At 56.4% G+C, this 24,168-nt stretch carries 24 protein-coding genes and 2 pseudogenes; 9 read left to right on the top strand and 17 right to left on the bottom strand.

Annotated elements, in window-relative coordinates; all coding sequences use genetic code 11:
• Positions 1–255 (top strand): annotated as a pseudogene (locus H6F59_RS17765) (photosystem II q(b) protein); the annotation flags it as partial.
• Between the two features lie 214 nt (positions 256–469).
• Positions 470–782 (top strand): annotated as a pseudogene (locus H6F59_RS26495) (transposase); the annotation flags it as partial.
• Positions 783–977: 195 nt separating this feature from the next.
• Here the strand turns inward: H6F59_RS26495 and H6F59_RS17755 are convergent.
• Complete coding sequence (locus tag H6F59_RS17755; protein WP_190703027.1) at positions 978–2,522, bottom strand: cytochrome P450; 1,545 nt, start codon at positions 2,520–2,522, stop codon at positions 978–980.
• Positions 2,523–3,053: 531 nt separating this feature from the next.
• Positions 3,054–3,569, bottom strand: coding sequence for a DUF1499 domain-containing protein (locus H6F59_RS17750; protein ID WP_190703015.1), 516 nt, complete (start codon positions 3,567–3,569; stop codon positions 3,054–3,056).
• Between the two features lie 344 nt (positions 3,570–3,913).
• On the opposite strand from H6F59_RS17750, the gene H6F59_RS17745 reads away from it, so the two are divergent.
• Positions 3,914–4,387 carry a hypothetical protein gene (locus H6F59_RS17745; RefSeq protein WP_190703011.1) on the top strand — a complete coding sequence of 158 codons (474 nt, stop codon included), beginning with the start codon at positions 3,914–3,916 and terminating at the stop codon, positions 4,385–4,387.
• Positions 4,388–4,805: 418 nt separating this feature from the next.
• Here the strand turns inward: H6F59_RS17745 and H6F59_RS17740 are convergent, their stop codons facing one another.
• Positions 4,806–4,961: a hypothetical protein gene (locus tag H6F59_RS17740; protein WP_190703008.1), complete on the bottom strand. Its 156-nt coding sequence runs from the start codon at positions 4,959–4,961 to the stop codon at positions 4,806–4,808.
• 537 nt (positions 4,962–5,498) lie between these two features.
• Between H6F59_RS17740 and H6F59_RS17735 the strand changes: the two genes are divergently transcribed.
• Positions 5,499–6,890: an NCS2 family permease gene (locus H6F59_RS17735; protein WP_190702998.1), complete on the top strand. Its 1,392-nt coding sequence runs from the start codon at positions 5,499–5,501 to the stop codon at positions 6,888–6,890.
• A 48-nt stretch (positions 6,891–6,938) separates the two neighbouring features.
• Here H6F59_RS17735 and H6F59_RS17730 read toward each other — a convergent pair whose 3' ends face one another.
• Positions 6,939–7,337, bottom strand: a complete 399-nt coding sequence (locus H6F59_RS17730) for a hypothetical protein (protein WP_190702995.1) — start codon at positions 7,335–7,337, stop codon at positions 6,939–6,941.
• Between the two features lie 32 nt (positions 7,338–7,369).
• The gene (locus tag H6F59_RS17725) at positions 7,370–8,839 is read right to left on the bottom strand and encodes a site-2 protease family protein (protein ID WP_190702992.1); all 1,470 of its coding nucleotides are present in this window, start codon (positions 8,837–8,839) and stop codon (positions 7,370–7,372) included.
• Between the two features lie 142 nt (positions 8,840–8,981).
• On the opposite strand from H6F59_RS17725, the gene H6F59_RS17720 reads away from it, so the two are divergent.
• Positions 8,982–9,686, top strand: coding sequence for an MBL fold metallo-hydrolase (locus H6F59_RS17720; RefSeq protein WP_190702988.1), 705 nt, complete (start codon positions 8,982–8,984; stop codon positions 9,684–9,686).
• Between the two features lie 165 nt (positions 9,687–9,851).
• On the top strand, positions 9,852–11,093 hold the full coding sequence (gene ispG, locus H6F59_RS17715; protein ID WP_190702985.1) for a (E)-4-hydroxy-3-methylbut-2-enyl-diphosphate synthase: 1,242 nt from the start codon (positions 9,852–9,854) through the stop codon (positions 11,091–11,093).
• 68 nt (positions 11,094–11,161) lie between these two features.
• On the opposite strand, the gene H6F59_RS17710 is transcribed toward ispG, so the two are convergent.
• Entirely contained in the window at positions 11,162–11,875 is a 714-nt protein-coding gene (locus H6F59_RS17710; RefSeq protein WP_190702980.1) for an urease accessory protein UreF, read from the bottom strand.
• Positions 11,862–12,332: an urease accessory protein UreE gene (gene ureE / locus H6F59_RS17705; RefSeq protein WP_190702976.1), complete on the bottom strand. Its 471-nt coding sequence runs from the start codon at positions 12,330–12,332 to the stop codon at positions 11,862–11,864. The genes H6F59_RS17710 and ureE overlap by 14 nt, the downstream gene beginning before the upstream one ends.
• Before the next feature lie 164 nt (positions 12,333–12,496).
• Between ureE and H6F59_RS17700 the strand changes: the two genes are divergently transcribed.
• Complete coding sequence (locus H6F59_RS17700; RefSeq protein WP_190702972.1) at positions 12,497–13,861, top strand: hemolysin family protein; 1,365 nt, start codon at positions 12,497–12,499, stop codon at positions 13,859–13,861.
• A 156-nt stretch (positions 13,862–14,017) separates the two neighbouring features.
• Here H6F59_RS17700 and H6F59_RS17695 read toward each other — a convergent pair whose 3' ends face one another.
• From H6F59_RS17695 to petB, 10 genes are all read right to left on the bottom strand, one after another.
• Positions 14,018–14,404: a DUF1622 domain-containing protein gene (locus H6F59_RS17695; protein WP_190702968.1), complete on the bottom strand. Its 387-nt coding sequence runs from the start codon at positions 14,402–14,404 to the stop codon at positions 14,018–14,020.
• Positions 14,405–14,470: 66 nt separating this feature from the next.
• The gene (locus H6F59_RS17690) at positions 14,471–15,274 is read right to left on the bottom strand and encodes a peroxiredoxin-like family protein (protein WP_190702965.1); all 804 of its coding nucleotides are present in this window, start codon (positions 15,272–15,274) and stop codon (positions 14,471–14,473) included.
• A 79-nt stretch (positions 15,275–15,353) separates the two neighbouring features.
• Positions 15,354–16,244 carry a M23 family metallopeptidase gene (locus tag H6F59_RS17685; protein ID WP_190702962.1) on the bottom strand — a complete coding sequence of 297 codons (891 nt, stop codon included), beginning with the start codon at positions 16,242–16,244 and terminating at the stop codon, positions 15,354–15,356.
• A 102-nt stretch (positions 16,245–16,346) separates the two neighbouring features.
• Positions 16,347–16,544 carry a hypothetical protein gene (locus H6F59_RS17680; RefSeq protein WP_190517140.1) on the bottom strand — a complete coding sequence of 66 codons (198 nt, stop codon included), beginning with the start codon at positions 16,542–16,544 and terminating at the stop codon, positions 16,347–16,349.
• Between the two features lie 74 nt (positions 16,545–16,618).
• Complete coding sequence (def, locus tag H6F59_RS17675; RefSeq protein WP_190702959.1) at positions 16,619–17,188, bottom strand: peptide deformylase; 570 nt, start codon at positions 17,186–17,188, stop codon at positions 16,619–16,621.
• Positions 17,189–17,406: 218 nt separating this feature from the next.
• Positions 17,407–17,802 carry a hypothetical protein gene (locus tag H6F59_RS17670; RefSeq protein WP_190517146.1) on the bottom strand — a complete coding sequence of 132 codons (396 nt, stop codon included), beginning with the start codon at positions 17,800–17,802 and terminating at the stop codon, positions 17,407–17,409.
• Between the two features lie 84 nt (positions 17,803–17,886).
• On the bottom strand, positions 17,887–19,125 hold the full coding sequence (locus H6F59_RS17665; RefSeq protein WP_242021533.1) for a glycosyltransferase: 1,239 nt from the start codon (positions 19,123–19,125) through the stop codon (positions 17,887–17,889).
• Positions 19,126–19,184: 59 nt separating this feature from the next.
• Positions 19,185–19,631 (bottom strand): anti-sigma regulatory factor, encoded by a 447-nt coding sequence (locus H6F59_RS17660; RefSeq protein WP_190517151.1) that lies wholly within the window; start codon positions 19,629–19,631, stop codon positions 19,185–19,187.
• A 132-nt stretch (positions 19,632–19,763) separates the two neighbouring features.
• Positions 19,764–20,246, bottom strand: coding sequence for a cytochrome b6-f complex subunit IV (gene petD, locus H6F59_RS17655; RefSeq protein WP_190517154.1), 483 nt, complete (start codon positions 20,244–20,246; stop codon positions 19,764–19,766).
• A gap of 156 nt (positions 20,247–20,402) precedes the next feature.
• Positions 20,403–21,071: a cytochrome b6 gene (gene petB, locus H6F59_RS17650; protein ID WP_190517156.1), complete on the bottom strand. Its 669-nt coding sequence runs from the start codon at positions 21,069–21,071 to the stop codon at positions 20,403–20,405.
• Between the two features lie 469 nt (positions 21,072–21,540).
• On the opposite strand from petB, the gene ctpA reads away from it, so the two are divergent.
• A complete protein-coding gene (ctpA, locus tag H6F59_RS17645) occupies positions 21,541–22,782 on the top strand; it encodes a carboxyl-terminal processing protease CtpA (protein ID WP_190702955.1) in 1,242 nt (413 codons plus the stop codon).
• On the top strand, positions 22,772–24,085 hold the full coding sequence (locus H6F59_RS17640; protein ID WP_190702951.1) for an HD domain-containing protein: 1,314 nt from the start codon (positions 22,772–22,774) through the stop codon (positions 24,083–24,085). The genes ctpA and H6F59_RS17640 overlap by 11 nt, the downstream gene beginning before the upstream one ends.
• Positions 24,086–24,168: the final 83 nt, after the last annotated feature.

The following is a 24,168-nucleotide window of genomic DNA, read 5'->3' as shown; positions in this document are numbered from 1 at the left end:
TCACTGCACTTCTTCTTGGGTGCGTGGCCTGTGATTGGCATCTGGTTCACCTCCTTGGGCATCAGCACCATGGCGTTCAACCTCAACGGGTTCAACTTCAACCAGTCCATCCTGGATTCTCAGGGTCGTGTGATTGGCACCTGGGCGGATGTCATCAACCGGGCGAACCTGGGTATGGAAGTGATGCACGAGCGCAATGCTCACAACTTCCCCCTCGACCTCGCTACCGCTGAGGCGCCTGAAATCATCGGCTAGTCTGCAACGACTACCCCACTGATTGACTAGCACAAGAGCGCTCCCCACATGGGGGGCGCTTTTTGCATGCTTTCAGTGGAGCCATCTCTATATGCAGTAGACGGAATATAGCAATCCTTGGATAGATGGCCAACCCTTTTGGCAAGTCATTGACCAAGCCTTCGTTGACCTGCCGGATCTGTCCAGAGATTGCTATATAACCTCAAATTTGGGCAGGCAAGGGCGAGTAAACGTGATTACTGCGTACCCTGAGCATCAACTGATTCGCCGTTTATAGTAGACGGGATGTGCAGCCGAAGTGTCTTTGAACGTAGCTGGAGACCTGCTTAATACCCGAGTTACGACCAGGAGACTGGGTGATCCTTGATAATGCCACGTTTCACCACGGCGGACGGATTGCTCAGTTGATTGAGGCCGCAGGAGGCAGACTCCTTTGTCTGCCAACCTATTTCCCTGCCCTCAACCGAATTGAGAAGTGCTGGGGTTGGTTGAAAAACAGAATTCGCAAGCTTCTACCCCATGCTTAGGGTTTACGGGCTGCTATAGAAGAGGTGCTTAACCTTGCAACGTCTCAACCTTTATGGCTATAGCTTATCTAACGAAAGAATCCTAGAAGCATAAACTAATTCATTCTCCTAACGTCGATAGGGCTTTAAAGTATCTCAATCGTGTGAGAACTGACTATGCTGGCCCTGTTGGCTAATTAGTGATTTTGCCTGTGGCTAGGTGGATGAGCGCACTTGGAACCTTACTGGCATGCGATCGCGCGGAAAGATAGTCAAGTTCTGATCAAACTGTTCTAGCGATGTAGAACCATTAACCAACTCCCAGTCAAAGTAGTGCAGCAAAGCCGCAAGCATGATCGTAGCTTCCAAAAGCGCTAAGGGAGCCCCGAGACAGTAATGTGGCCCTAAAGAAAAGCCAAGGTGGAGGGGCTGTTTCCCAAGCATGCCCTCTGCTTCATCTGCTTGAAGCCAGCGCTCTGGGCGAAACTCATCCGGGTGGGGATACATTTCGGGGTCTCTACCCGCGCCTAGGAAAAAGGGTTCTATACCTGTTTTTTGGGGAATCTGTATGCCGCCAATTTCAGTATCTTGAGTGGCTACTAAAGGAATGCCAGGGGCTACGGGATAAAGCCGCATTGTCTCCTTAACAATTGCCTCAACATAGGTCAATTTCTTAATGGCCGAGGTGTTAAGGCAGCCTTCCTGCTGCCAAATTCCGTCAACAATAGCTTGGGCTTTCTGGCGTACCATAGGGGTCACCCCCAGGGCTCCGACAGCAAATGATAAAGTATGAGCCGTGGTATCGTGACCAGCAAAAAGGAAGGCTTTCGCTTCAGCAACTAGAGTTTCTAGATTGTGTTGGGGATTCTTTGCGAATTGAATCAGCATCGAGGTTCGAAACTGCTGACTGACCCCAGCTATAGACTGAGCGTTGGGCTCTCTAGCCAACCGTAGCGCCATAGCCACGCGAGGTGCAAGGAAATTTTCTATGTATTGTTGAGCATTTTTGTATGTGCGCCCTTCCTTAGTCGGCAAATACTTTAGCCATTTGCTTTTGCCCGCAGACTGAAGCAACACCTGCTTTTCCAGCACGGCTAAGGCTTTGTATAATTTCTGCGGCTCAAAGGGGGGCTCTCCCTCGAAGTTTGGTTTACCATCCAGCGACACCCCCAAAAGGAAATGGGCAATTACTCCCATAGTTAAGTTGACAAAGAGTGAGTCGACACAAACAATCTCCTGCTTTGAAACGAGATGCTGAATGTCATCCACCACACCCATACAGCTATCAACAATCACGTCTAGCTTTTGCGAAAATTGATTGGGTTTGAATGACGGGGCAGCTGCCTGCCGTCGCCACTTCCATTCTTGACCCTTTTGATTGCCGATGTGAACTCCAAAGACATCTTGGTAGGCTCCGTAAAAATTAGGACTCCTGGCAAAGATGCCGTCACTCTGACCCTGGACAAGAATTTGCTCGATCAGTTTGGGTTTTGATACTATCAAAATTGGATTATTAAAGAGCCAAACTACGAACAACGGGCCATATTGCTGGGTCCATTCCAGAAATTTCTGTGAAAACCTACCGTTTTTAGCCAAAGCAATTAATTCTAAGGCATTGCCACTGGGCCAATGACCTGGTGGTGTGGGCAGCGCTCTCAATGACTGAAGCCGCTGCGCTTGCTGTCGCCAGCGCCATCCTAACCCACCGGCCACTATAGAAGCTAAAACCAAGACTGATGCTAGACCTTGCGTTTTAATCATGCCGACTACTCCTTGAAATCACTGTATACAGTCATTCAGTGCTGAGTCGTCACTGCCTTGCTAATATCGTACAACCTGCCTTTTAGCTGTTGCCAGGCTTAGGGCTATCAATGACATACTTGCGTAACATGGCTATTCCACTGGCTTGATGGTAGATAAAATCACGATGCTGAGTTTATTTCCAGCACCGCAGAAAGCAGCTTGTTCACCGCATTGAAGGAATTAGGTTCTCCTGAGGCACAGATCACGTCATTCTACTGAGGCTACTGTTAATTCAAACCTTATCGGGCATTAGGCCACGCTTGTGTAAAGCCAAACGGCATCGTGGCTAAATCTAGCGGTATCTCACTAGCCACTACAGTTCCTAGTGGATTCACAAAAATTGAAGTTTATTATAGTGGCTATAACGTTTTAGCCAACTTCAAAAACAAAACATTCAAACGCTTTATTGAGAAAACTATAAGGAATTCTCGAGAGAGACTAAAATGCGATGCTCTTTCAGGCGGCTTTGCCAACGCTGGCTACGACCAACTAAATACCTAAGTCCTGCAAGGCAAAGCGAATCTGCTCTAACCGCCGTCTATTCACGCCTAGATCAGATTCTCCTAAGCGGGCTGCTGCTCGAACGTGGATAACTGGCTCATCCTCGGGCAAGTAGAATTCAGTATCGTCTACAAACCCCATAATTCGGCTGGTGGACTTAGCTCGGATGTAGTTTTCCTGCTGGGTCACAATCTCAGTACGCGGCACAACACCCAGCACTTTAGTTAGTAGCTCACGAGCTTTTTCCCGGCTGGTTGTGTAGGCAATTGGCGCAATCGCGTGGTCTTTGTCAGCACCTTGGCTAACGACACAGTTTGGCGTTGACGGACAAGGAAACAGCTTGCCACCTTGAATCCCTAGTTCGGGCGTCTCTCCCACAAATGCTTCTGATAAGCCAGGAATGGCACCGAGGGAATGAGGGGTAGGCGCTGCGATCGCAAAAGCTGACCAAGTTGGGCAAGCCCACAACGCGATCGCCAAAAGACCCGCAAGGATTGAAGCCATAAGAGTTTGTCGAGGTACAACCTCACCATATCCCAAGACGAAGCACCACTAGAACGGTCTAACGCAGTTTGGGGACCCCTTGCGCCGGGTCAGAGGCGTAAAATAGCGTCCCCTGTGTTGGTCGCCCATAGAGGTTCTATCTACACCGAGCCAGCGACAAACCTAAGGCTGCATTGCTTGAGCAGGCTTACCTAGTATCCCAAGTGCGATCGCACCCCAACCCGCTACGGCTGAACCTTTTGGCGCTAGCACTCACTAAACGACCTGAACATCGGCCTAGCGGCAATAGACATACGCAGCGCAGATGCTTACGATCTGCAGTAGCGACTCTAAAATCATGCCCAATGCCCCCAACTCTGAATGAACCCCTTTCCCTCGAAATTTTTGAACAAATTAAAAGCAAAGCAGGCGCTCCCTTTGAAAACACCCATCGAGCTGTGCTGACACTGACTGGAGCAACCTACGTCCAAGGGTTTGTGGTTTTGAATAACGGGCAGTATGAGCCTATCGAACACGCCTGGATTGAATTGGGTGAAGATATTATCGACCCAACGCTACCGCATATAAATAGGGCTCGGCAAGAAATCTACTACTTTCCCGCCCAAAGCTTTAGCGTCAAGGCATTGAAAGCCTCTGTTGAAGAGGCCCGAGAAGATTACCCAGACGATCCTCCGCTGCCGATTTACGGTGCTCCGCCCTACGAGTATTACGGTGACGTGATGCTAGGAGGAAAAGACTACGTGCATGCTTATCAAGCAGCCGAATTGAAGAGCAGAGAACTCAAGGCAGCTAGAGCAGAACGCAAACAAAAAACCTGACGTTTCAAGCAGCCGAATTAAAGAGCAGAGAACTCAAAGCAGCTAGAGCAGAACGCAAACGAAAAACCTGACGTTGCACCGAGCCTAGAATTAGCTCATTGTTGTAGTAGCTGGTTGCCATTCCTCTCCATACCGGGCAAACGAGTCATCTGGAGCAGCGATCGCTCCAGTGGTTAGCCTGGAGTTAGAACAGTGATTATTTTTCCCAACACCAGCAAGTAAGGAGGCGCTGGGGAAAATAATTGAATGGAGATGCCTTAGCTACCGTTCCGACTCGCTCGCAGTCTCACATGCCCTCACTCGCTGGGCTTCTGAGAAAGCCAACCGTAGTTGCAGCTGGGTTAAGAATTTAGAAAGGGCTCTGTCGTAGCCTTAATCACCTGCGAATCCCTAAGACAGTACTGAAGGCTGTTGTGATTTACTGCCGCCAGTCGTCGTTGAGCCAGGTGCGGGGGACGCCTGGGAAGCCAGCGAGTACCCAACCTAGCCCCAGGGAAAGCACCATAGCTACTGCAATACTGTCCCACTCACCGTAGTAATTAGGGGCCATAGCCCAAAGGTCGAAGGCGTCCATGCTTCTAATCCAAAGGTAACCGGCCTAGGGTGCCCAAAATAAGCCCCCCACGGGCTAGCAGTGCTGATGAAGGGTTGAGGCTTCTACTTCTACAAGTGGGACGATCGCCTCTGTGTGCCTAAGGTGTTTAGAGCGGTGTGGCATTCTCTGCGATCGGTGAGCACTGAACTGGCAGTGAGTGCGATCGCCATAGTCTAGGGTTTAAAGGGCAGCTTCGTTTACCCTAGAGACCCTAGCTATGCCCGATAATCTTGGCCCTTTTCTTTTAGGCGTTGCCCTACTGGTGCTGTATCTAGGTTGGTCAGCGGCTACAGAAATGGGCACTCGCTGGCCCTGGCGAAAGTGATCATGGCTCGATCAAAGCTTCCAGCGTCTAACTTTAGGAATTGAGCTAGGGAAGATAACTGCATGAAAAAAGCAGAGATTGTAGCTCTGATAGCAGATCCACAGGGGTTAGATGTCGTGGACTAAGGCTGAGTCTATGGGCCTTGTGGGTCTATATGGCCAACTGCCTATCCACCTATCAGGAGGTCTACCGTGAGCCAGCCTACTGAACAACTGCCCCAGGCGCCACCAAATTCGGGGCCGGGAAACAGAATTGCTGAGTTTTTTGATTTTGCGGGCCATCGCACCAACTTTCGCACTGAATCGCTGGCGGGGCTGACCACCTTCGTCACGATGGCCTACATCTTGATTGTGAACCCAGCTATTTTGTCGAACGCGATCTTTCTCAACGAGTCGGGAGATTTGTTTGGGGAACTGGTGATGGCCACGGGCCTGTCGTCGGCGCTGGCCACCTTGGTCATGGCGCTTTACGCCAAGCTGCCGTTTGCCCTAGCTCCTGGGATGGGCATCAACGCCTACTTTGCCTTTACGGTGGTGCTGGGTCTGGGAATCGACTGGCGGGTGGCCCTGGCAGCGGTACTAATTGAGGGAGTCATTTTCATCCTCATGACCGTTTCTAACTTGCGTAGCCACATTGTGGAGGCCATTCCCGATGCGGTGAAGCACGCCACCACGGCGGGAATCGGTCTGTTTATTGCCTACATTGCTCTGAAAGGCGCGGGCATTATTGTGCCATCGGAAGCCACGCTGACAGCTTTGGGCAACCTGCGATCGCCCCAAACGGCCATGGCCCTGCTCGGTCTAGCCATCACCGCAGCGCTATTCGCTCGGCGGGTGACGGGGGCGCTGCTGTGGGGGATTTTGGGAACTTCGGTGTTGGCTTGGGTTTTGGGGGTGTCGCCTTGGCCGACGGGGTTGATGGCAGTGCCTCCGGCCCCGATCGATCTGTTTGGTCAGGCCTTTGTCGGGCTGGGGGAACTGTTCCGCATCAACTTCTGGCAGATGGTCAGCATTGTCTTTGTGTTTCTGTTTGTGGATTTGTTTGACACCATTGGCACCCTGACTGGGTTGGGCTCTAAGGCTGGCTACATCAACAGCGAGGGCCATTTCCCTGGGGTGGAAAAGGCGTTTATGGCCGACGCCGTTGGCACTACTGCTGGGGCCGTGCTGGGCACCTCAACGGTGACAACATACATTGAGTCAGCCTCGGGCATTGCCGAGGGGGGCCGTAGCGGCTTTACGGCCCTGGTGGTCGCGGTGCTGTTTTTGGCGTCGTTGCTGTTTATTCCTCTGTTACAGGGCATTCCGGCCTTTGCCACCGCTCCGGCGCTGATTATTGTGGGGGTGCTGATGATATCTGCAGCTAAGAACATCGATTGGGATGAACCCGCCGATGCGATCGCGGCCTTTTTGACCATCATTATGATGCCCTTGGCTTTCTCTATTGCTGAAGGTCTAGCTATGGGGCTGATTGCCTATCCTATTATCAAAGCCTTCCAGGGCAAAACCTCGCAGACCACCATCGGTATGTGGATTTTGGCTGCTATTTTCTTGCTGCGGTACATCTTTGTGGCAGGCGGCTAGGGGCAAACCCTCACGACTTCTGGGAGTAGGGGCGCAGTAGGAACGTCCCTACTTCAGCGCATCGAAGGTGTCGCCCAGGGCAGCGGTCAGGGTTTGGCGAGTTTGGGCGTGGGCTGCTTGCTCAGCCTGCAGTTTTTGGGTGAGGTCTTGGCACTGTTGCACCAGTCCATCAAGCCGCTGCTGCAGCTCCTGAAGCGAGTTAACGGTAGACAGATCTGAATCTTTCTCCAGCACGGTGCTGGGGTCGGCGTCGAGGCGCTGCTGAAGGGCGTCGATCTGGTTCTGAAACTCTGCGGCCTCTTCGCGCCGCTGACGAGCTTCGGTTTCGTAGAGACGACGCCAGTTGGCGGCGCTGTTATAGGCTTGGTCGCGCTCTTTTTGGGTGTCGGCTAGCTGCCGCTGGAGGGTGCGAACCTCCGTAATCCACTGGGTCAGGTCTTGGGACATGGCGGTTACCAGAACAACAGGCAGCCCTGGGGCTAATACAGCAGCCGGGTAAGAATGCCCGGTGCTGGCAGCACAATCATAACCAGCAGTGTCAAGGCTACCAGTCCCAGCATGTCGCGGCGGTCGTCTAGCTCGCTGACATCGTTGAGGGCGGGCTGATCTGCCGCCGGAATAAAGAACAGCAGAATTGCCCAAATCATCAGTTCAGGGTGCACCAGGGCGAGGCCAAACACCAGCAGTCGAGCCACCTGGCCCACAATGCTGCCAATCCGTTGGCCGTACATAGCGTGGACGATGTGGCCACCGTCGAGCTGGCCCACGGGCATGAGGTTGAGGGCGGTGACCACCAGACCTAAGCAACCAGCGATCGCGATCGGGTGCAGGTGAATCGCCTCATCGGCTGCCACCGCTGACCCCAGCACCAGCTTAGAAAGCAGGGTCAGCATCAGGGACGCCTTGGGGTCTAAGGCCTCAAAGTTCAGCAGGCTAGCGCCACTTTCGGGAATGGGCACGATGGTGGATTGGCTGAGCCCCCACAGCAGCAGCGGCACCGCGACCACCAGCCCCGACAAAGGCCCGGCAATACCCACGTCAAACAGGGCACGGCGGTTAGGAACCGGCGACTTCATTTGAATGAACGCCCCCAGGGTGCCCAAGAAAAACGGCACCGGAATGAAGTAGGGCAGCGTGACCCGCATTTTGTAGCGGCGAGCGGCCAGGTAGTGACCCATCTCGTGGCAGCCAAGAATGACCAACAGCCCCAAAGCATAGGGCAAGCCCTGCAGAATGAGCGCGGGCGTGGCTTGGAGCTGTTCTTCAGTAACACCCGCCAGGTAGGTGCCTACGGCGGTAGTAGTAAACAAGGTGACCAGCAGGAGGCCCAGGGCCAGCCCTGGGCGGGTTAGGGTTTGGTTGCTGCGATCGCCCTTCTCCACCTGAGGGTTGGGCACCAGGGCAAACACCGGCTTGCCTTGAAGACCTTCCTGAAAGAGGACTAAGAAGCGATCGCCGAAGTGGCGGCGAATATTCTCGCGCACGGTGTCGTAGGCCACAGTGGGCGTAGAGCGCAGCTGGCCCCGGCAGATCATGGCTTGAGGGCGATACTCAATGTTTTGCAGATAGTACACCGACCAGGGGAAGCAGCCCTGCAGCATCGCCTCTTCGTCTTTGTCGATGGGGCGCGGGACGGGCTTAGGCGGTGGTGTCAGTAACTTGGCGTCTGCGATCGCGCCCTCGGCGTTAGCCGCTTTGGGTGGGTCAATGCGCCCTTTCTGAATCAGCGCCCAGTAGAGAATCGGGCAGGCAATAAACAGACCCAGCAGCAGCCCGGTGGGGGCGGGTTTTTCGCTGCCGTTGACCATTACCCAGGCGGTGAGAATAAACGCTGGCAGCATCATCACCACCCACAGCAGCCACACGGGGGTACGGGTGATGCGGCTAACGCTGCGCTGAAGCAGCACATAGGTCAGCAGACCAAGAACTATAAGCCAGAAAAACACCATCGAGTAGCCAGTGGAGTGCAACGATCGAAGCCAGAATCACCGTTTTAAGGCGGCTGATCCAACGAAATTAGCGCGGGCGACGGGGGCGCGATTCAGCTAGTATAGGCGTTTCAACGGTTTTTCTCACCCCTTACCCGTCTCCATGACAGCAGCTTCAGCGCCGGTTTCATCCCCCAGCCCCAAGGCTCCGCGCCCGGTGTTTGACACCGTCTATGCCTTTGCTCCCAACCGCGATACCCAGGGAGCTACGGCTTACTTCATTGTAAACAACACTGCCGAGGGCCTGCCTGCCAATCTACTCATTGATGCTCCGGCCTGGGATGAGGACAACCGCGCCTGGCTGGCGGCCCAGGGTGGGGTGCAACGGCTGTTCATTACCCATCGGGGCGGCATGGGTCGGGCCGCAGCTATTCAAAAAGCCCTGGGCTGTGAGGTGGTGATGCAAGAGCAGGAGGCCTACCTATTGCCAGACACCCCTACCACCACGTTTTACCACAGCTTTACATTTAGTTCCGAGATGGAAGCCTTTTGGACGCCGGGTCACTCGCCGGGGTCGGCCTGCCTCTACTACCGCGCCTATGGCGGCCTACTATTTACCGGACGGCACCTGCTGCCCAGCCGAACGGGTGAGCCAGAGCCGCTGCGCCTCTCCAAAACCTTCCACTGGCCCCGCCAGCTCCAGCAGGTGGAGGCGCTAAAAACCCGCTTTTCAAGCGATACTCTAGCCCACATCTGTCCGGGGGCGAGCACAGGCTTTTTGCGGGGGCAACGTACCATCGATCGCGCCTACGAACGGCTTCAGCAGATTAATATCGACACCTATCAAGGGGTGCAGCCATTGCTTTAAGGGCAATGCATCTAGCAGCACATTTAGCTCAATTTGGGGCCAGTATTTGCGGCTCTAGCATCCTCTAGCGGCCATTCTGTGGCACTCTGGGAGGTGGATGTGTGAGGGTCAGCACCGGCCCAAGCTCCCCAAAATCTAAGCACCGGCAACCATTGAGCCCAGGCTATGCAAACGCTTCCCAATCCCGTTTCCCAAGCTTCTGTATCTAACGCCTTCGATCCCTTCGACACCACCATTCACCGCCGCAAAACTCGCCCGGTGCCCGTGGGCAGTATCACCATCGGCGGCGGCAACCCGGTGGTGGTGCAGTCGATGATCAACGAAGACACCCTAGATATTAAGGGCTCTGCTGCCGCCATTCGCCGCTTGCATGAGATCGGCTGCGAAATTGTGCGCGTCACCGTGCCCAGCATGGCCCACGCCAAGGCCCTCGCCGACATTCGCAAGATTCTCGAAGACACGTACCAGCCTGTGCCCCTAGTGGCCGATGTGCACCACAACGGCATGAAGATTGCCCTAGAGGTAGCCAAACATGTAGATAAGGTACGCATTAACCCCGGCCTCTACGTGTTTGAAAAGCCCCAGGCAGGCCGCACCGGCTATTCCCAGAGCGAGTTTGAAGACATCGGCACCAAAATTCGCGAAACCCTTGAGCCCCTGGTGGTCTCTCTGCGCGACCAGGGTAAGTCGATGCGCATTGGCGTCAACCACGGGTCGCTGGCCGAGCGCATGCTGTTTACCTACGGCGACACCCCCGAGGGCATGGTGGAGAGCGCCCTAGAGTTTATTCGCATCTGCGAATCCCTCGACTTCCGCAACCTGGTAATTTCGCTCAAGGCCTCGCGCGTGCCGGTGATGGTAGCCGCCTACCGGCTGATGTGCCACCGCATGGATGAGCTGGGCATGGACTACCCCCTGCACCTGGGTGTGACCGAAGCGGGTGATGGCGAGTATGGCCGGATCAAATCCACCGCTGGCATCGGCACCCTGCTAGCCCAGGGCATTGGCGACACCATTCGCGTCTCGCTGACCGAAGCGCCAGAAAAAGAAATTCCCGTGTGCTACAGCATTTTGCAGGCGCTGGGACTGCGCAAAACCATGGTGGAGTATGTGGCCTGCCCCTCCTGCGGTCGCACCCTATTCAACCTCGAAGACGTGCTCCATGAGGTGCGCGAGGCCACCAAACACCTCACCGGGCTGGATATCGCGGTGATGGGTTGCATCGTCAATGGGCCGGGTGAAATGGCCGATGCCGATTACGGCTACGTGGGCAAAACCCCTGGCTACATTTCGCTGTACCGGGGCCGCGACGAGATTAAGAAGGTGCCGGAGGATCAGGGGGTGGCGGAGCTGATCAACCTGATTAAGGCCGATGGGCGCTGGGTAGAGCCAGATGCCAAGGTTTAGGGGATAAGGGTTTAGGTTCAGGGGTGCAGGTGAAACCTTGAGCTTGGCCTCGGCCCCTGGAACTACTTCTAACTTCGGAACAGACGTGTGTAAAGAACTTCGTGCTGCATAGTGGCCAGCGATGTGCCCCAGCTGCTGAGAGAGAGTTCGTCTAGGGCCTGGGTGGCGATCGCGCGATCGCACGTCTCCTCCAGCAATGGGTACAGCTCCAGCAGCATCTCCTGCCCGACGGTCTGCCCTAGGGGAATCAGCTTGACCGCACTGGTCACCAGATTGGCAGCCCAGCTGTGCAGATAGCCCAGCACCGCCGACAGAGCATCAATCTCCCACCGGGCCGCCACTAGGGCAAAGGCCACGGCAAAGTTACAGGGGCTGCCCGCTGCACTAAACCAGGGTTTGAGATCGGGGTGTAGATGGGTGCCCATACGCACCAGGGCGCGGCCCATATCCCAGCTCTGCTGGCGGGTTTCTTCGCTGTCGCGCAGGGCCGAGAGCTGGTGGTTGAGCTGGGCGATCGCCTCGGTAGTGGCCTCTCCCGGTTGAGCCCTCAAACCAGCTTGAGCGGCAGCACTATGAACTAACCCCACAGCGGCACTGTCAAGAACGACCAAGCCGTAGGTCAGCTCTTGGGTAAGCCAGTGCAGCATGTCGTTCGAAGTCGCAATCACCCCTTGCTCAACCAGGGTCTCTAGCCCTTCAGAATAGCTGTAGGCCCCCACCGGCAAGGCTGGGCTGGTGAGCTGTAACAGCCGCAGCAGGGCTTGGGCCTTAGTTGTGGTCATGGCTGTGGCCGTAGGGGCTAGGGGCAGCAGTGCGATAGGCCCCAGCCTCAGGCTCAAAGGGCAGGGTGGCGGTGGTGAGTTCTAAGTTACCCAGCTGTTGCAGCATGGCTTCGAGCACGGGGTCAGGCTCTAGCTTGAGGCTGTCTGGGGCTAGCTCTAACGAAATGTGGCGGTTGCCCAGATGGTAGGCCGCCCGCATTAGGTCAAAGCTGGAGTGGGCCTTGACGACTACCACCGGCTCTGGCTTAGCCACAATGCGAATGACTGTCTCAGCATTGCCTCCGAGCAAATCGCCCCCGCGCAGTACGGTGCCGCGCGGCAGGTTGAGATAGACGGCGGTGCCATCGTCTGCGGCGAAGCGGTGGCGCGATTTGGCGCGATCGCTCGCCGTCAGTGACAGGGTGGCTACTACAGGGGCGGCCCTATCGGGGGACAGTATACGATTGACAGTCAGCAAAACAGCTCAGGGAATAGGATAGGGAGCCAGCAACTAAATCGTTTTACCACAGCAGGCGGATATGCCGTTCAATACAGAGTAGTAAACCTGTTATAGATGTCATACGGTTTTGTGGTTTAGGCTAGCTCACTGTTATCTTCCTTTTTCGTCGTTAACCTCCCCCTATGTCCGATATTGCCTTCAAAAGTGTGTTCATTTTTCTGCTGATCGTGGCCAATGGGGTGTTTTCAGGGTCAGAAATCGCCCTAGTGTCGGCTCGCAAGGCTCGCCTAGAACACCAGGCTCGGCGAGGTAACGCCAAGGCACGACTGGCCCTCAGGTTGGCCAACAACCCCAACGATTTTCTATCGACCGCACAGATTGGCATTACGCTGATTGGCATTCTCAGCGGTGCCCTGGGGGGAGCCACAGTGGCCGCCAATCTAAGCCAGATCCTTAATCAGGTGCCCGTTCTCGCTCCCTACAGCGATGTGCTCGGTTTGGCGATCGTGGTAGGGCTAATTACTTATCTATCGCTGGTGGTGGGCGAACTGGTGCCGAAGCGCATTGCCCTCAGCTATCCCGAGGCCATTGCCTGCCAGGTGGCTGGCCCCATGAAGAGTCTGTCTCGACTAGCGACTCCTTTTGTGGTGCTGCTGGGTATGTCAACTAGTTTTCTCGTCAACCTCATGGGGCTCAAGGAACGCCCTGACGCGGCTATCACTGAAGAAGAACTGCGCTTGCTGATCGACCAGGGCACCGAAGCTGGCACCTTTGAGGTAGCCGAACAAGAAATGATGGGGCGGGTGCTGCAACTGGGCGATCGCCCGATTCGCTCGATCATGACCCCCCGCACCGACATTGAGTGGCTGGATGTAGACGCCTCCTTCACCGAACACAGCGAGCTGGTAATGCAGAGTGCCCACTCCCACTTTCCGGTGTGCAAGAACAGCATCGACGACTGCGTGGGGGTGGTGTCTCTTAAGGCCCTGCTGCCCAACTACCGCAGTCAAAACGCCGAGCCAACGACGTTGCTTAGCCTGGTACAACCGCCTCTGTTTGTGGCTGAGAGCACCTATGTGCTCAAGGTGCTAGAGCTGTTTAAAGCCTCGGGTACCCACTTTGCCATGGTGCTCGACGAGTACGGCGGCGTCGAGGGGCTAGTCACCCTTAACGACGTGGTAGAGGCGATCGTGGGCGATCTACCTTCTCTAGAAGATGCCGAAGACCCGATGATGACCCAGCGGGATGACGGCTCCTGGCTGCTCGACGGACTACTGCCAGTAGATGACCTAAAAGACCTGCTCAACCGCGAAGAACTGAGCGAAGACGAAGACAATTACCACACCCTGGCGGGCTTTGTCATTCGGCACATGGGTCGCATTCCCAATGCCGGTGACTTTTTTGAATGGGAAGGGCTGCGGTTTGAGGTTGTCGATATGGACGGTCGCCGAGTGGACAAGGTGCTGCTGCAAAACTTGCCACCGCGATCGGAGTCGAACTGGGGGGAGGAGGACGAAGAGATGGGGGGTAGGGGAGTGAGGGAGTAAGAGAGTAGGGGAGTGATGGGGGAGGGAATTTTGTTCGTGTAGCATCTCCGGAGGAGAAACGTTTAGTTTTGAATTTTGAATTTTTGGCTTAGGGTGTAGCCTCAAAACTCAAAATCCCCTCACTCCACTCTCCCTATTTCCCTCACCCCCTACTCCCTACTCCGTCACGTCCTTGTCCAACTGCCGCTGCTCCTTCACCAAGGCCATTTCGGTAGCCATTTCTCGGCCTAAAAAGTAGTTCAAGAAGGTGCGGATGACGGCAATCAGGGCCAGTTTGATCAGGTCTTGGGTGGTGGGAGCCACGGTGGTAGAGAGGATGTCGGCCCCTAGCTGAAACTCTAGGGCGAGGGCTAGCCATAGCCCAAACCTCAGCCGCACCTGATTGAAAGGAAACTCGTCGCCCCGGTGCCGCTGGATCAGACGGGCGGCTAGAAGGGCCGTTTTAAACAGCCCGACCACGACGCACAGCACCGAAATTGCCTCTAAACAAAACGTGGTGAGGAGGACAATCTCTTCTAGCAGCTGCTCTAAAGGCTCAACCACGGCAACCAACCCATGTCAAACCTCAAGGTTATCAGGATGGCGGCTGGTGTCGGTATTGGGCGATCGCTAGGAAATATTCACCACGGGAGCTAGGTCGTCCAAAAAGGCGAGGGGGTTGGCCATGGTAGCGGCAAAGCCGAGAACGCCGCGATCGCGGTGTTCGTACAGCAAATTTCCCTGTCCATCAAACAAAAAGGTGCCACCTCGCTGGGTGAGGTAGGCAGCGTTGGGCACGTAGGTGCTCCAGTTACTCAGTACCTCAGTCATGTTGCGCAGGCGCAGAGTGGCCAGTTCTATGGGTCGCTGAAAGCCGCTGCCTCCAACAATAGCGAAAGCTTTGCCGGTCAGCGGCGGCAGTGGTCCGGCTTTGACCACTTCGTCGTCACCGATGAGCTGAGGGGCGCGGCGATCGCCCGTATAGCCCCGCAGCACTTCCCTCAGCGTCCCTGGGCTGGCAATACCCGCACACATCAGCATCAAATTCAGCCAGGCGGCTGGTCCAGGCTGCAAGCCCGGCAGGTTGAGGGTAAGCCCCTGATATAGGCCCAGCTCGCGGTGCAGGGCAGCAATTTGATCGACAAACAGAGATGCAGCAGGAAAGCCGGTATAGTCACAGAATTTTTGGCCGGAGGCGCGATCGCCGATGCTCACAGCCCGCACGGCGATACCCCGCTGGCGCAGGGTATCGGTCTCTCGCTGCAGCCACCAGGCATACTCTAAGCTATCGAAGTCGCCTAGCTGAGGCCACACCAGCACCAAAGTTTGAGCCGATCCCTCACAGCCCCTCATCAAAGGCACCGTTTCTCCATCGCTCACCCGCTGCCGCTGGGTTTGAGCCAAGATTTCGTAGCTGCTACTGGAATTGTTCATGGGGCGATCGTTTGAAAATGCTGTTTCAGATGTTGAGCAGTGCACACACTATCACCCCTTACCCATCCACCCATCTGATCTACTCAAACCCACGATCGCGCCACGGAGTTGGGTCTACACACACCCCGTGGACATACAGCCCCCAGTGCAGGTGTGGTCCGGTAGCTGCGCCAGTGTTGCCCACAGCTCCAACAACCTGCCCTGGCTGCACCATGGCCCCTTCGCTAACATCGATACGGCTAAGGTGAATCATGATGCTCAGCACCCCCTGACCGTGGTCGATGCCCACGGTGTTGCCGTGCAGCTCAAATCCGTCCGCTAACCGTCCCACTAGGGCAATCCGTCCGGCAGCGGGAGCCACCACAGGCGAGCCAGTGGGAGAGGCGTAGTCAAGGCCCCGGTGGTAGTAGTCTTGGGCAAAGACGCCATTGTAGTAGCGGCGCACGCCGTACTGGGTGCTAGTGCGGCCCTCGTTGGGTCGCACTAACGGCCCATTCCAGTAGCGCTCGGGGCTGACGATATTCTTAAATGCCGCAACTCGGTCGAACTCGTGCTGAGTGCCCAGGTCGCTCTGGCTAGGCGACAGGGTAATGCGCTGGGTGGGGAAGTTGCGATTTTTGAGCCCCACTGCCAGGTTGCGGGTCTCTTCTGTGCCGATCACCCGAATCACCATGCGACCAGGAGGATTCAGCGGGCTGGTGGGCACTAGCGCCCGAAACCGATTGCCGCTGATGGGAAAGGTAGGGTACTCAAGGCTATCGTTGACCGTCACCTTAGGGGGTGTCGTAGCAGCCGGATCTCTGGGAGTGACAATGACGGAGATGGTGTCGCCCAGCTCTGGAGCCGTGGGGTTGAGCACCACCTCGTAGGCCTGGGCCGGGCGACTCAGCAGCACGGCCAGTGAGCCAGCAGCAGTGGCGGCCAACAGCGATCGCCGGCTCAGCAAAGGAGTATCTTGGTTCGGCTCCATGGCTCCGTCCTCTATGAATGGTTTCTATAGTAGACGCTGCTTAGAGAGGAAGGATGCCAAAAATTGCCAGGACTTCTAAGGCAGGCGGCTAGAACCATGGACTTACTCTTGGTTGGCCTTGGCGTCTTTGACGGCCGCGTAAAACAAGACGCCCACCAACGGCACGCAGAGACCAAGGATGACGGTGGTCGGCACCGTGCCCCAGTCGGGGCTACCGGAGGATAGTTCAAAGATCGAGCCCACTGCGGCGATTGCCGCAACGCAGGAACCAGCCAACAACAGGCCACTCTTGGGGGTCACAGGGTTTCTCCTAAACGGCTAAGGGGGCCAATTGCCTGGCCCTAACGAGGCAGCATACCACGGCCCTAAAGCGATTAGCGGGCTGTGATCGGCTGCACATCTTTGGCGTAAAAGCCGTTCTTTTTCAGCTCTTGGTTGAGGGCCAAGGCGTTTTCTACCCGATCAACAAACAGCACCCCGGCAAGGTGATCCATCTCGTGGAGAATGCAGCGGGCCAGCAGCTCGTTGGCCTGGAGCTTTTTGGGGCGACCATTCTCGTCTTTGTAGGCAACTTCTAGCGCCGCAGGGCGAACTACGTCAAGGTAAACGCCGGGAATGCTAAGGCAGCCCTCCTGCCCAGTGGCAATGTCCTTAGAAACTTTGACGATTTGGGGATTGATCAGCACCAAGGGCTGGTTCGCAGCGTTCTCAGGATCGATATCAACGACCAGCAGCTGCTTGTTGACCGCCACCTGGGGAGCTGCCAGACCAATGCCGTCGGCGCTGTACATGGTTTGCAGCATTTCCTTCACCAGGGCGCGAATTTCATCATCGACCTTGGCCACCCGCTTGGCGGGCTGGCGCAGCACGCGATCGCCCATGGTATGAATTTCCAAAGGCGGCTGCTTGAGCTTGGTTTTTTCGACTTGAATGGCGGCGGGCATAGGGATGGGGTCCAGGGTTATAGCGTTATGGTATCTATCCTAACAACACAGACTCACTTCGACATAGCGGTTAACCGTAGCCGGGCTAGGAGTCTGCCAAAACGAGGTGATGAGTTGGTGGGGAGTAAGGTTCAGGGTGCAAGGTCTTAGGTGCATGGCTTGCCTTAAACCCAAACCCCAAGTGGTTAAAGCCTGTCACCACTCGCCCTAGTCAAGTACTAATCTCCCTCGGGCAAAATGGGTTTGGCCTCAACGGTGACATCCACCGCCGTAATATCAATGGTGCCCTCTTCTGCCACTCGCGAGAACCCGTCAATCTCGGCGTGCAGCGGGGTACCACAGTTGAGGCAGCGAGTTTCGGCCCCCTTGATTCCCGTTAGGTTGGTGGAGCACACCGGACAGGCAGCCTGCACCAGGTTGCGCCGCAGCCAAAATCGCAGCCCAATAAACCCCAGCACCGGGGCCACCAGTAACAGCACCACCAGCACCGCTAGCGACTTCACCAGCCAGCCCAGACCGACGGCCCCCAGCAGCCAGACCACCCCAATCAGGGTGAGCCAGCAGCCCAGGCCCGAAAAGTTAACTTGAACTTGTTTAGAGCTATTTGGGTTCACAGGGGCATTCTCCGCACGGCACAGGCAGGGGCTTAAACCGGATTGACCAGACCCTAGCCTTAACTCTGTATTCTAGCGCTGGGGCTACTCCGCTACTAAAGAGCGGGCGATCGCGCGCTCCAAATGACCGGCTAGAGCCGAGGTGCCAAAGGCCGCCAGTGCCTCCTGCCGCAGCCACGCTCCCTGACAGCGCGGGTCGTAACCAGCCAGCATCTCGATACAGGCGGCGGCTACTGCGTCGGGGTTGCGGTGGGGCACTCGCCAGCCGAGCCGCCCGTCTTGCAAGGGGTCAGCTGAGCCATCCTGGTCGCCAGAGAGCACCGGCAAACCGCAGGCCATCGCCTCTAGGTAGACAATGCCAAAGCCCTCCTGGGAGGGCATGACGTAGGCGTCGGCTAGGCGGTAGTGGGCGACCAGGGCCTCGGTGGGCACAAACCCGGCAAACACGACGCGATCGCTCACTCCCAACTCCTCAGCCAAAGCCGCCAGCCGCGGCTGGTCATCACCTCGGCCAATCACCAGATATTTCACCGTAGGCTCAGCGGCGGCGATGGCGGGCAGCGCCCGAATCGTGACATCCACGCCCTTGTAGATATCCCCGGACCACAGGCGGGCGACGGTCATCAGCACCCGACAGTTGGTCAGGCCATAGGCCTCCACCAAAGCCGGGTCAGCGAGGCCAGGGCTAAAGCGATCGCCATCTACCGCGCAGGGAACCATGAACACCTTGTCCGGGTCTAGACCATTGGCAGTGCAGGCGCGATCGCGGCTGTAGCGGCTGATCGCCCAAATCCAGTTGGCTTGGCGTAGTGCCTTCTGCTCGCGCTCGGGCAGCGGCTCCCACACCTCCTTGCCGTAGATCATCACCGTGCAGGGAAGCCTAAGCCAGCGGCAGAGGGTCGAGACCAGCGGCAGCAGCAGCACGTGGCCACAGACTACCTGGCTCGGTCGCTGGAGCATCAAATGCTTTAGCAGTGCCGCAAGCAGCCTGGCTCGCCCTACCGCTGGCGACGCCGACGCCAAATAGTGAAATCGCAGAGGGGAGCGATCGTAGGGATTTAGACAGTCTGGCCCATCCCGCAGCAAAAAAACATCGGCGGGAGCAGGATGAGACTGCTCTAGGTAAGCCGCCAACACATCCTTGACGTAGGACTGAATGCCCCCCTCCCAGGAAAAAATTTCGAGGAAGACAAAGACCAGCGATCCCTGTTTCTCTGAGTGAGAAACCGTTGAGATTCCGGTAAACCTGTCTTCAGTGCCCCTCTGAACAATGGGCTGATTAGTGGCGGAAGAACCCATAGCTGACAGCACAACAACAGCCAAGTCTCCCTAGGCTACCCAAAACGCTGCCCTTGGCAGCGGCAAACAACTTCCAATGCGGCCTAATAGGTAGGAAAAGTGCCGTACTTGACGATGGAAAGGCAGTTGCGCCCATCCTTAGAGCGATGGTAGGTGACCTTGTCGGCCAGGCGGCGCAGCAAAAACCAGCCGTAGCCGCTCTCCAGTAGTTCGCCGGGCTGGGGTTCGGGCAGTAGCTCTGGGTTAAAGGGGTCGCCGTGATCCCAAATGCGAATTTCAACGCAGTCGGCGGCTAGGGAGAGGTCGATGTCAATGTCAGTGTCGGCGGGCAGGTGGGCGTGGGCGTGGCGCACCGCGTTAGTAAAGCCTTCAGTGAGGGCCAGGGCCAGGCGATCGCAGTGGTTGCTCACCCAAGCTGACTCTCCCTCTAGCGATCGACAGGTATCGTGAAACCAGCGCTGCACCTGGGCGACTACATCCAGCTTGCTAGCCACCTGCAAATGCTCTTTTCTGGTGCTCACCCGTGCCATAGCCACTCCTGTATCAACGCCTACCAGAGTTCCCTAAACGTAGCTTAGCGAAAGAGTACACCTCCAGCAAAAAGACCTGCGTAAAACGATACAGTTCTACGCAGGTCTTGCATGTTGGCTAGAGTTAGCCGCCTAGAACAGGCCCAGGGTCAGCGATTCCTGAATGGGGAAAGTCGCCCCAATGCCCAACCATAGGGTTGCCGCAGTTCCCAGCAGAAACAGCGTGGTGGCCAGAGGACGGCGGAAGGGGTTTTGGAACTTATTGACGTTCTCGATAAAGGGAACCAGCATCAGCCCCAAAGGAATAGCCGTCATCGCGCCAATACCCAGCAGCTTGCTCGGCACAATCCGCAGAATCTGGAAGGTGGGGTACAGGTACCACTCCGGCAAAATTTCTAGGGGGGTGGCAAAGGGGTCAGCGGGCTCACCCACCAGTGCAGGGTCTAGCACAGCCAGCCCAACACAGCAGGCAATGGTGCCCAAAATCACCACGGGGAAAATGTAGAGCAGGTCGTTGGGCCAGGCGGGTTCGCCGTAGTAGTTGTGGCCCATGCCCTGCTTGAGCAAGTCTCTTAACTTAGGATCGCTCAGATCCGGCTTTTTAATGGTCGCCATTGAAAAAACTTCTCCTGTTACAGCCAGTTGGGCCAGGCCCAAAGTCTAAACCATTCATCCAGGGCAATCGGTACAGCCGAAACTAAACGTCATGCCCTCAAACACTTGCGCACTCAGGAGCCTGCCTTAGCAACGGCTCCCATCGGCTCTGGAACCCTAGAGAGGGCCAGAGATACCCTGCTTGCGAATCATCAGGAAGTGCAGCAGCATGAACACCGCGATCGCCCAAGGCAGAACAAAGGTGTGCAGGCTGTAAAAGCGGGTCAGCGTCGATTGCCCAACGGCCTCACCGCCGCGCATCAGCTCAACCACAGTAGAGCCCACCACAGGAATGGCACCGGGCACCCCAGACACAATCTTCACCGCCCAGTAACCTACCTGATCCCAGGGAAGGGAGTAGCCAGTAACGCCAAAGGTCACCGTGATGACGGCCAGCACCACGCCGGTTACCCAGGTCAGCTCGCGGGGCTTCTTGAAGCCGCCAGTGAGATACACCCGAAACACGTGGAGAAGCATCATCAGCACCATCATGCTGGCGGACCAGCGGTGGATAGACCGGATCAGCCAGCCGAAGTTGACGTCGGTCATCAGATACTGCACAGAACTGAATGCTTCAGTGACCGTGGGTTTGTAGTAGAAGGTCATCGCAAACCCAGTGGCAAACTGGATCAGGAAGCAGGTCAGGGTTATGCCACCCAGGCAATAGAAAATATTGACGTGGGGCGGCACATACTTGCTAGAGACGTCATCGGCCAGGGCCTGAATCTCTAGCCGCTCGTTAAACCATTGGAAGGCCTTAGAGTCGGTAACTTGCTTAGTAAACATGAAGCGGGTAACTCTATATATTCAATAATTGCCGTCAATGAAAAATGTAACATAGCCGTAATGGCAACGTTAAACTCTCTACCCTAAATTCTAAGGCCTGGGGCGCTTCCTGCCATCCCCAGAACGGGCAACTAGGGCAAAAGGCTCACCCCAGGCCCACGCTAGCTCAGGGAGATAAATTAGACCCCTGCCGTAATTTTGAAATATTCTGTTACATTACTGCGCAAGGGTCGCGGAGATAGCTAGATACTGTCTCACCATCAGGCCTAGTGAACCTGGCAAAGAAGCGCTATTTCTGCCGGTTGGGCGCAATCAGTAAAAAAATGATCAGAATAAACTAATGTGAAGCGCTGACCGAATGGCTAGGGATATCGTTGATCCTTAACCCAGGCTTTCTATGAGCTAGAAACGCTGGTCAACGCCATATTTCGTTTACCTTCAATCTACTGCCTGCCTCTGCCCTGCGTTTATGATTAAACCCCTGTTGCGTCTTTCTATTCTTAGCCTTTGCCTAATGGGGCTAGTGGTCGGTGGGGTATCAGCAGGCCCTGCCTTTGCCCTCACTGAGGAGCAAAATCTGGTAGCAGAGGTGTGGCGCATTGTGAATCGGGCTTACGTAGACGACACCTTCAACCATCAAAACTGGTGGTTTACTCGCCAGCGAGCCCTCGATCGCGCCCTGGCCAGTCGAGACGATACCTACCAAGCCATTCAGGACATGCTGGCAGGGTTAGAAGACCCCTACACCCGGCTGCTGCCTCCCGAGCAGTACCGCAGTTTGCAAACCAGCACCGCTGGCGCGCTGACCGGAGTAGGGCTGCAAATTTCTAAGGATGAGCAACCTGGCTGGCTGCGGGTGATTGCCCCCATCGAAGGATCCCCGGCAGAGCAGGCAGGCATTCAACCCCAGGATGTGGTGCTAGAAATCGATGGTGTGGCTACGACAGAATTAACCCTAGATGAGGCCGCTGCCCGGATGCGGGGCCAGCGCGGCACCACCGTTACCCTACAACTGCGTGGCCCCGATGAAACCACGGCTCGCCAGGTTTCTCTGACCCGCGACGTGATCACCCTCAACCCCGTGGTAGCAGCGCTCAAGACAACGCCTGCGGGGCAGCGAGTAGGCTACCTGCGGCTGAGTCAGTTCAACGGCAATGCGTCTGAGAAGGTGACCGCCGCAATTCGCACGCTGGCTGACCAGGGGGCAGAGGGCTACCTACTCGATTTGCGCAATAACCCCGGTGGGCTATTGCAGTCTGGCATTGAGATTGCGCGGCTGTGGCTGCCCCAGGGCACGATTGTCTACACGGTTAACCGTCAGGGCATTCTAGATAGCTTTGAGGCGTTTGGTCAGGCAATTACCGATGCGCCCCTGGTAGTGCTAGTCAACGAGGGCACCGCCAGCGCCAGCGAAATTTTGGCCGGGGCGTTGCAGGACAACGGCCGGGCTACCCTGGTGGGCAGCACCACCTTTGGCAAGGGGCTAATTCAGTCGCTGTTTGACCTGTCGGACGGGGCAGGGCTGGCGGTCACCGTGGCCAAATACGAAACCCCGGCCCACCACGACATCAATAAACTGGGAATTCGTCCCGATCGCATCGTCGCCAGCGTGCCCCTCAGCCGTGACACCGTGGCCACCGATGACGACCCCCAATACCAGGCGGCGCTAGAGATGCTGAGTCAAGCCACGGTCCTAGCCAATGCATCCTGAATCTTTGTCCCAGGCAGGGCCGCCCAAGGCCAGTCGCTCGTATCACGACCCGCTCCACGGCGCGATTACTCTCCACGCCAGCGACCCCGACGAGGCGCTGCTGACTCAGCTCATCGATACCCCAGCGTTTCAGCGACTGCGGCGGATTCGTCAGCTCGGCCCGGCCAGCCTCACCTTTCACGGGGCCGAAAGCTCGCGCTTTACCCATTCGTTGGGGGTGATGGCGATCGCCCGGCGCGCCTTTGACCAGATCCAGCGCCGCTACCCTGAGCTAGCCCCCTACCGGGCTACGGTGCTGGTGGCGGCCCTGCTCCACGACATTGGTCACGGCCCCTTTAGCCACACCGCCGAAGAGGTGTTTGGCCTTCAGCACGAGCACTGGACCCGCCGCATGATTCGCGAACTGCCGGAGATTCACGATGCCCTAGAGGCGCGGGCCGAGGGGCTGGCGGCAGCCGTGGACCAGGTCTACACCCACGAGCACCCCGTCGCGCTGGTGTGGCAGCTGGTGTCGAGTCAGCTGGACTGCGATCGCCTCGACTACCTGCTGCGCGATAGCTACTTCACTGGGGCTAGCTATGGCCAGCTCGATCTCGATCGCATTTTGATGGCCCTGCGGTTTGAGCCCCAGAGCGGTCGGCTGGTGGTGGCTCATAAGGGATTGTCTGCGATCGAGCACTACCTGGTGGTGCGCCACTTTATGTATGTGCAGGTGTACAACCACCCCAAAAATATTTCCGTTACCTGGCTGCTAGAGCGGGCCTTTGAGCGGGCCAGAGCCGATTTACTCGTTGGCAAGCTAGAGGCTGATCCTACGGTGACCGCTTGGCTGCTCACCCCCGATCGCCCACTCTCCCTAGATACCTATCTGGCCGGTGACGATATTGTGTTCACCTACCACCTCCAGCGATGGCGGCACAGCCCTGACCCGTTGCTAGCTGACCTGTGCCGCCGCTACCTCGATCGCGATCTACTCAAGACCTTGGAAATCACCCGGCTCTCAGCGGACCAGCAGAATGACTTTCTCCACGCAGTTCGCACCCATTTAGAGCAGCAGGGTTACAGCGGCGAAAACTACAGCGGTCTGCGCCGCACTTGGAGCCGAGGTTATACCACCTATAACGAAGGCATTTGCCTGCACAGCGACAACGCCTTTACCGACATCAAAGATATCTCGCCTCTGGTGCAGGCCCTTAGCCAGTCCTATGAGCGCACCTGGCTGCTCTACCCGCGCGAGATTCATCCCTGGCTGCGCCAAACTTGGGCCACCTACAACTCTGGAGTAGTTTCAGAAGCAGAATAAGCTATAGCAACAGAGCGAAAATAGAAGAGCGAAAAAATGTTTGGCATGGTCAAATCCTGACGTTTTGGGATACGCCAATCAGA

Origin of the sequence: Nodosilinea sp. FACHB-141, assembly GCF_014696135.1 — a bacterium.
Classification (GTDB): domain Bacteria; phylum Cyanobacteriota; class Cyanobacteriia; order Phormidesmidales; family Phormidesmidaceae; genus Nodosilinea.
This window is presented reverse-complemented; position numbering and strand designations above follow the sequence as displayed.

What these genes read in the sequence shown, in the direction of transcription:
- H6F59_RS17725 (WP_190702992.1), bottom strand. Translation starts at nt 8,839, where the DNA reads ATGGTGTTTTTCTGGCTTATAGTTCTTGGTCTGCTGACCTATGTGCTG.
- H6F59_RS17690 (WP_190702965.1), bottom strand. Translation starts at nt 15,274, where the DNA reads ATGAACAATTCCAGTAGCAGCTACGAAATCTTGGCTCAAACCCAGCGG.
- H6F59_RS17700 (WP_190702972.1), top strand. Translation starts at nt 12,497, where the DNA reads ATGTCCGATATTGCCTTCAAAAGTGTGTTCATTTTTCTGCTGATCGTG.
- H6F59_RS17710 (WP_190702980.1), bottom strand. Translation starts at nt 11,875, where the DNA reads ATGACCACAACTAAGGCCCAAGCCCTGCTGCGGCTGTTACAGCTCACC.
- petD (WP_190517154.1), bottom strand. Translation starts at nt 20,246, where the DNA reads ATGGCGACCATTAAAAAGCCGGATCTGAGCGATCCTAAGTTAAGAGAC.
- ctpA (WP_190702955.1), top strand. Translation starts at nt 21,541, where the DNA reads ATGATTAAACCCCTGTTGCGTCTTTCTATTCTTAGCCTTTGCCTAATG.
- def (WP_190702959.1), bottom strand. Translation starts at nt 17,188, where the DNA reads ATGCCCGCCGCCATTCAAGTCGAAAAAACCAAGCTCAAGCAGCCGCCT.
- H6F59_RS17755 (WP_190703027.1), bottom strand. Translation starts at nt 2,522, where the DNA reads ATGATTAAAACGCAAGGTCTAGCATCAGTCTTGGTTTTAGCTTCTATA.
- H6F59_RS17720 (WP_190702988.1), top strand. Translation starts at nt 8,982, where the DNA reads ATGACAGCAGCTTCAGCGCCGGTTTCATCCCCCAGCCCCAAGGCTCCG.
- H6F59_RS17745 (WP_190703011.1), top strand. Translation starts at nt 3,914, where the DNA reads ATGCCCCCAACTCTGAATGAACCCCTTTCCCTCGAAATTTTTGAACAA.
- H6F59_RS17640 (WP_190702951.1), top strand. Translation starts at nt 22,772, where the DNA reads ATGCATCCTGAATCTTTGTCCCAGGCAGGGCCGCCCAAGGCCAGTCGC.
- petB (WP_190517156.1), bottom strand. Translation starts at nt 21,071, where the DNA reads ATGTTTACTAAGCAAGTTACCGACTCTAAGGCCTTCCAATGGTTTAAC.
- ispG (WP_190702985.1), top strand. Translation starts at nt 9,852, where the DNA reads ATGCAAACGCTTCCCAATCCCGTTTCCCAAGCTTCTGTATCTAACGCC.
- H6F59_RS17685 (WP_190702962.1), bottom strand. Translation starts at nt 16,244, where the DNA reads ATGGAGCCGAACCAAGATACTCCTTTGCTGAGCCGGCGATCGCTGTTG.
- H6F59_RS17730 (WP_190702995.1), bottom strand. Translation starts at nt 7,337, where the DNA reads ATGTCCCAAGACCTGACCCAGTGGATTACGGAGGTTCGCACCCTCCAG.
- H6F59_RS17660 (WP_190517151.1), bottom strand. Translation starts at nt 19,631, where the DNA reads ATGGCACGGGTGAGCACCAGAAAAGAGCATTTGCAGGTGGCTAGCAAG.
- H6F59_RS17750 (WP_190703015.1), bottom strand. Translation starts at nt 3,569, where the DNA reads ATGGCTTCAATCCTTGCGGGTCTTTTGGCGATCGCGTTGTGGGCTTGC.
- H6F59_RS17740 (WP_190703008.1), bottom strand. Translation starts at nt 4,961, where the DNA reads ATGGACGCCTTCGACCTTTGGGCTATGGCCCCTAATTACTACGGTGAG.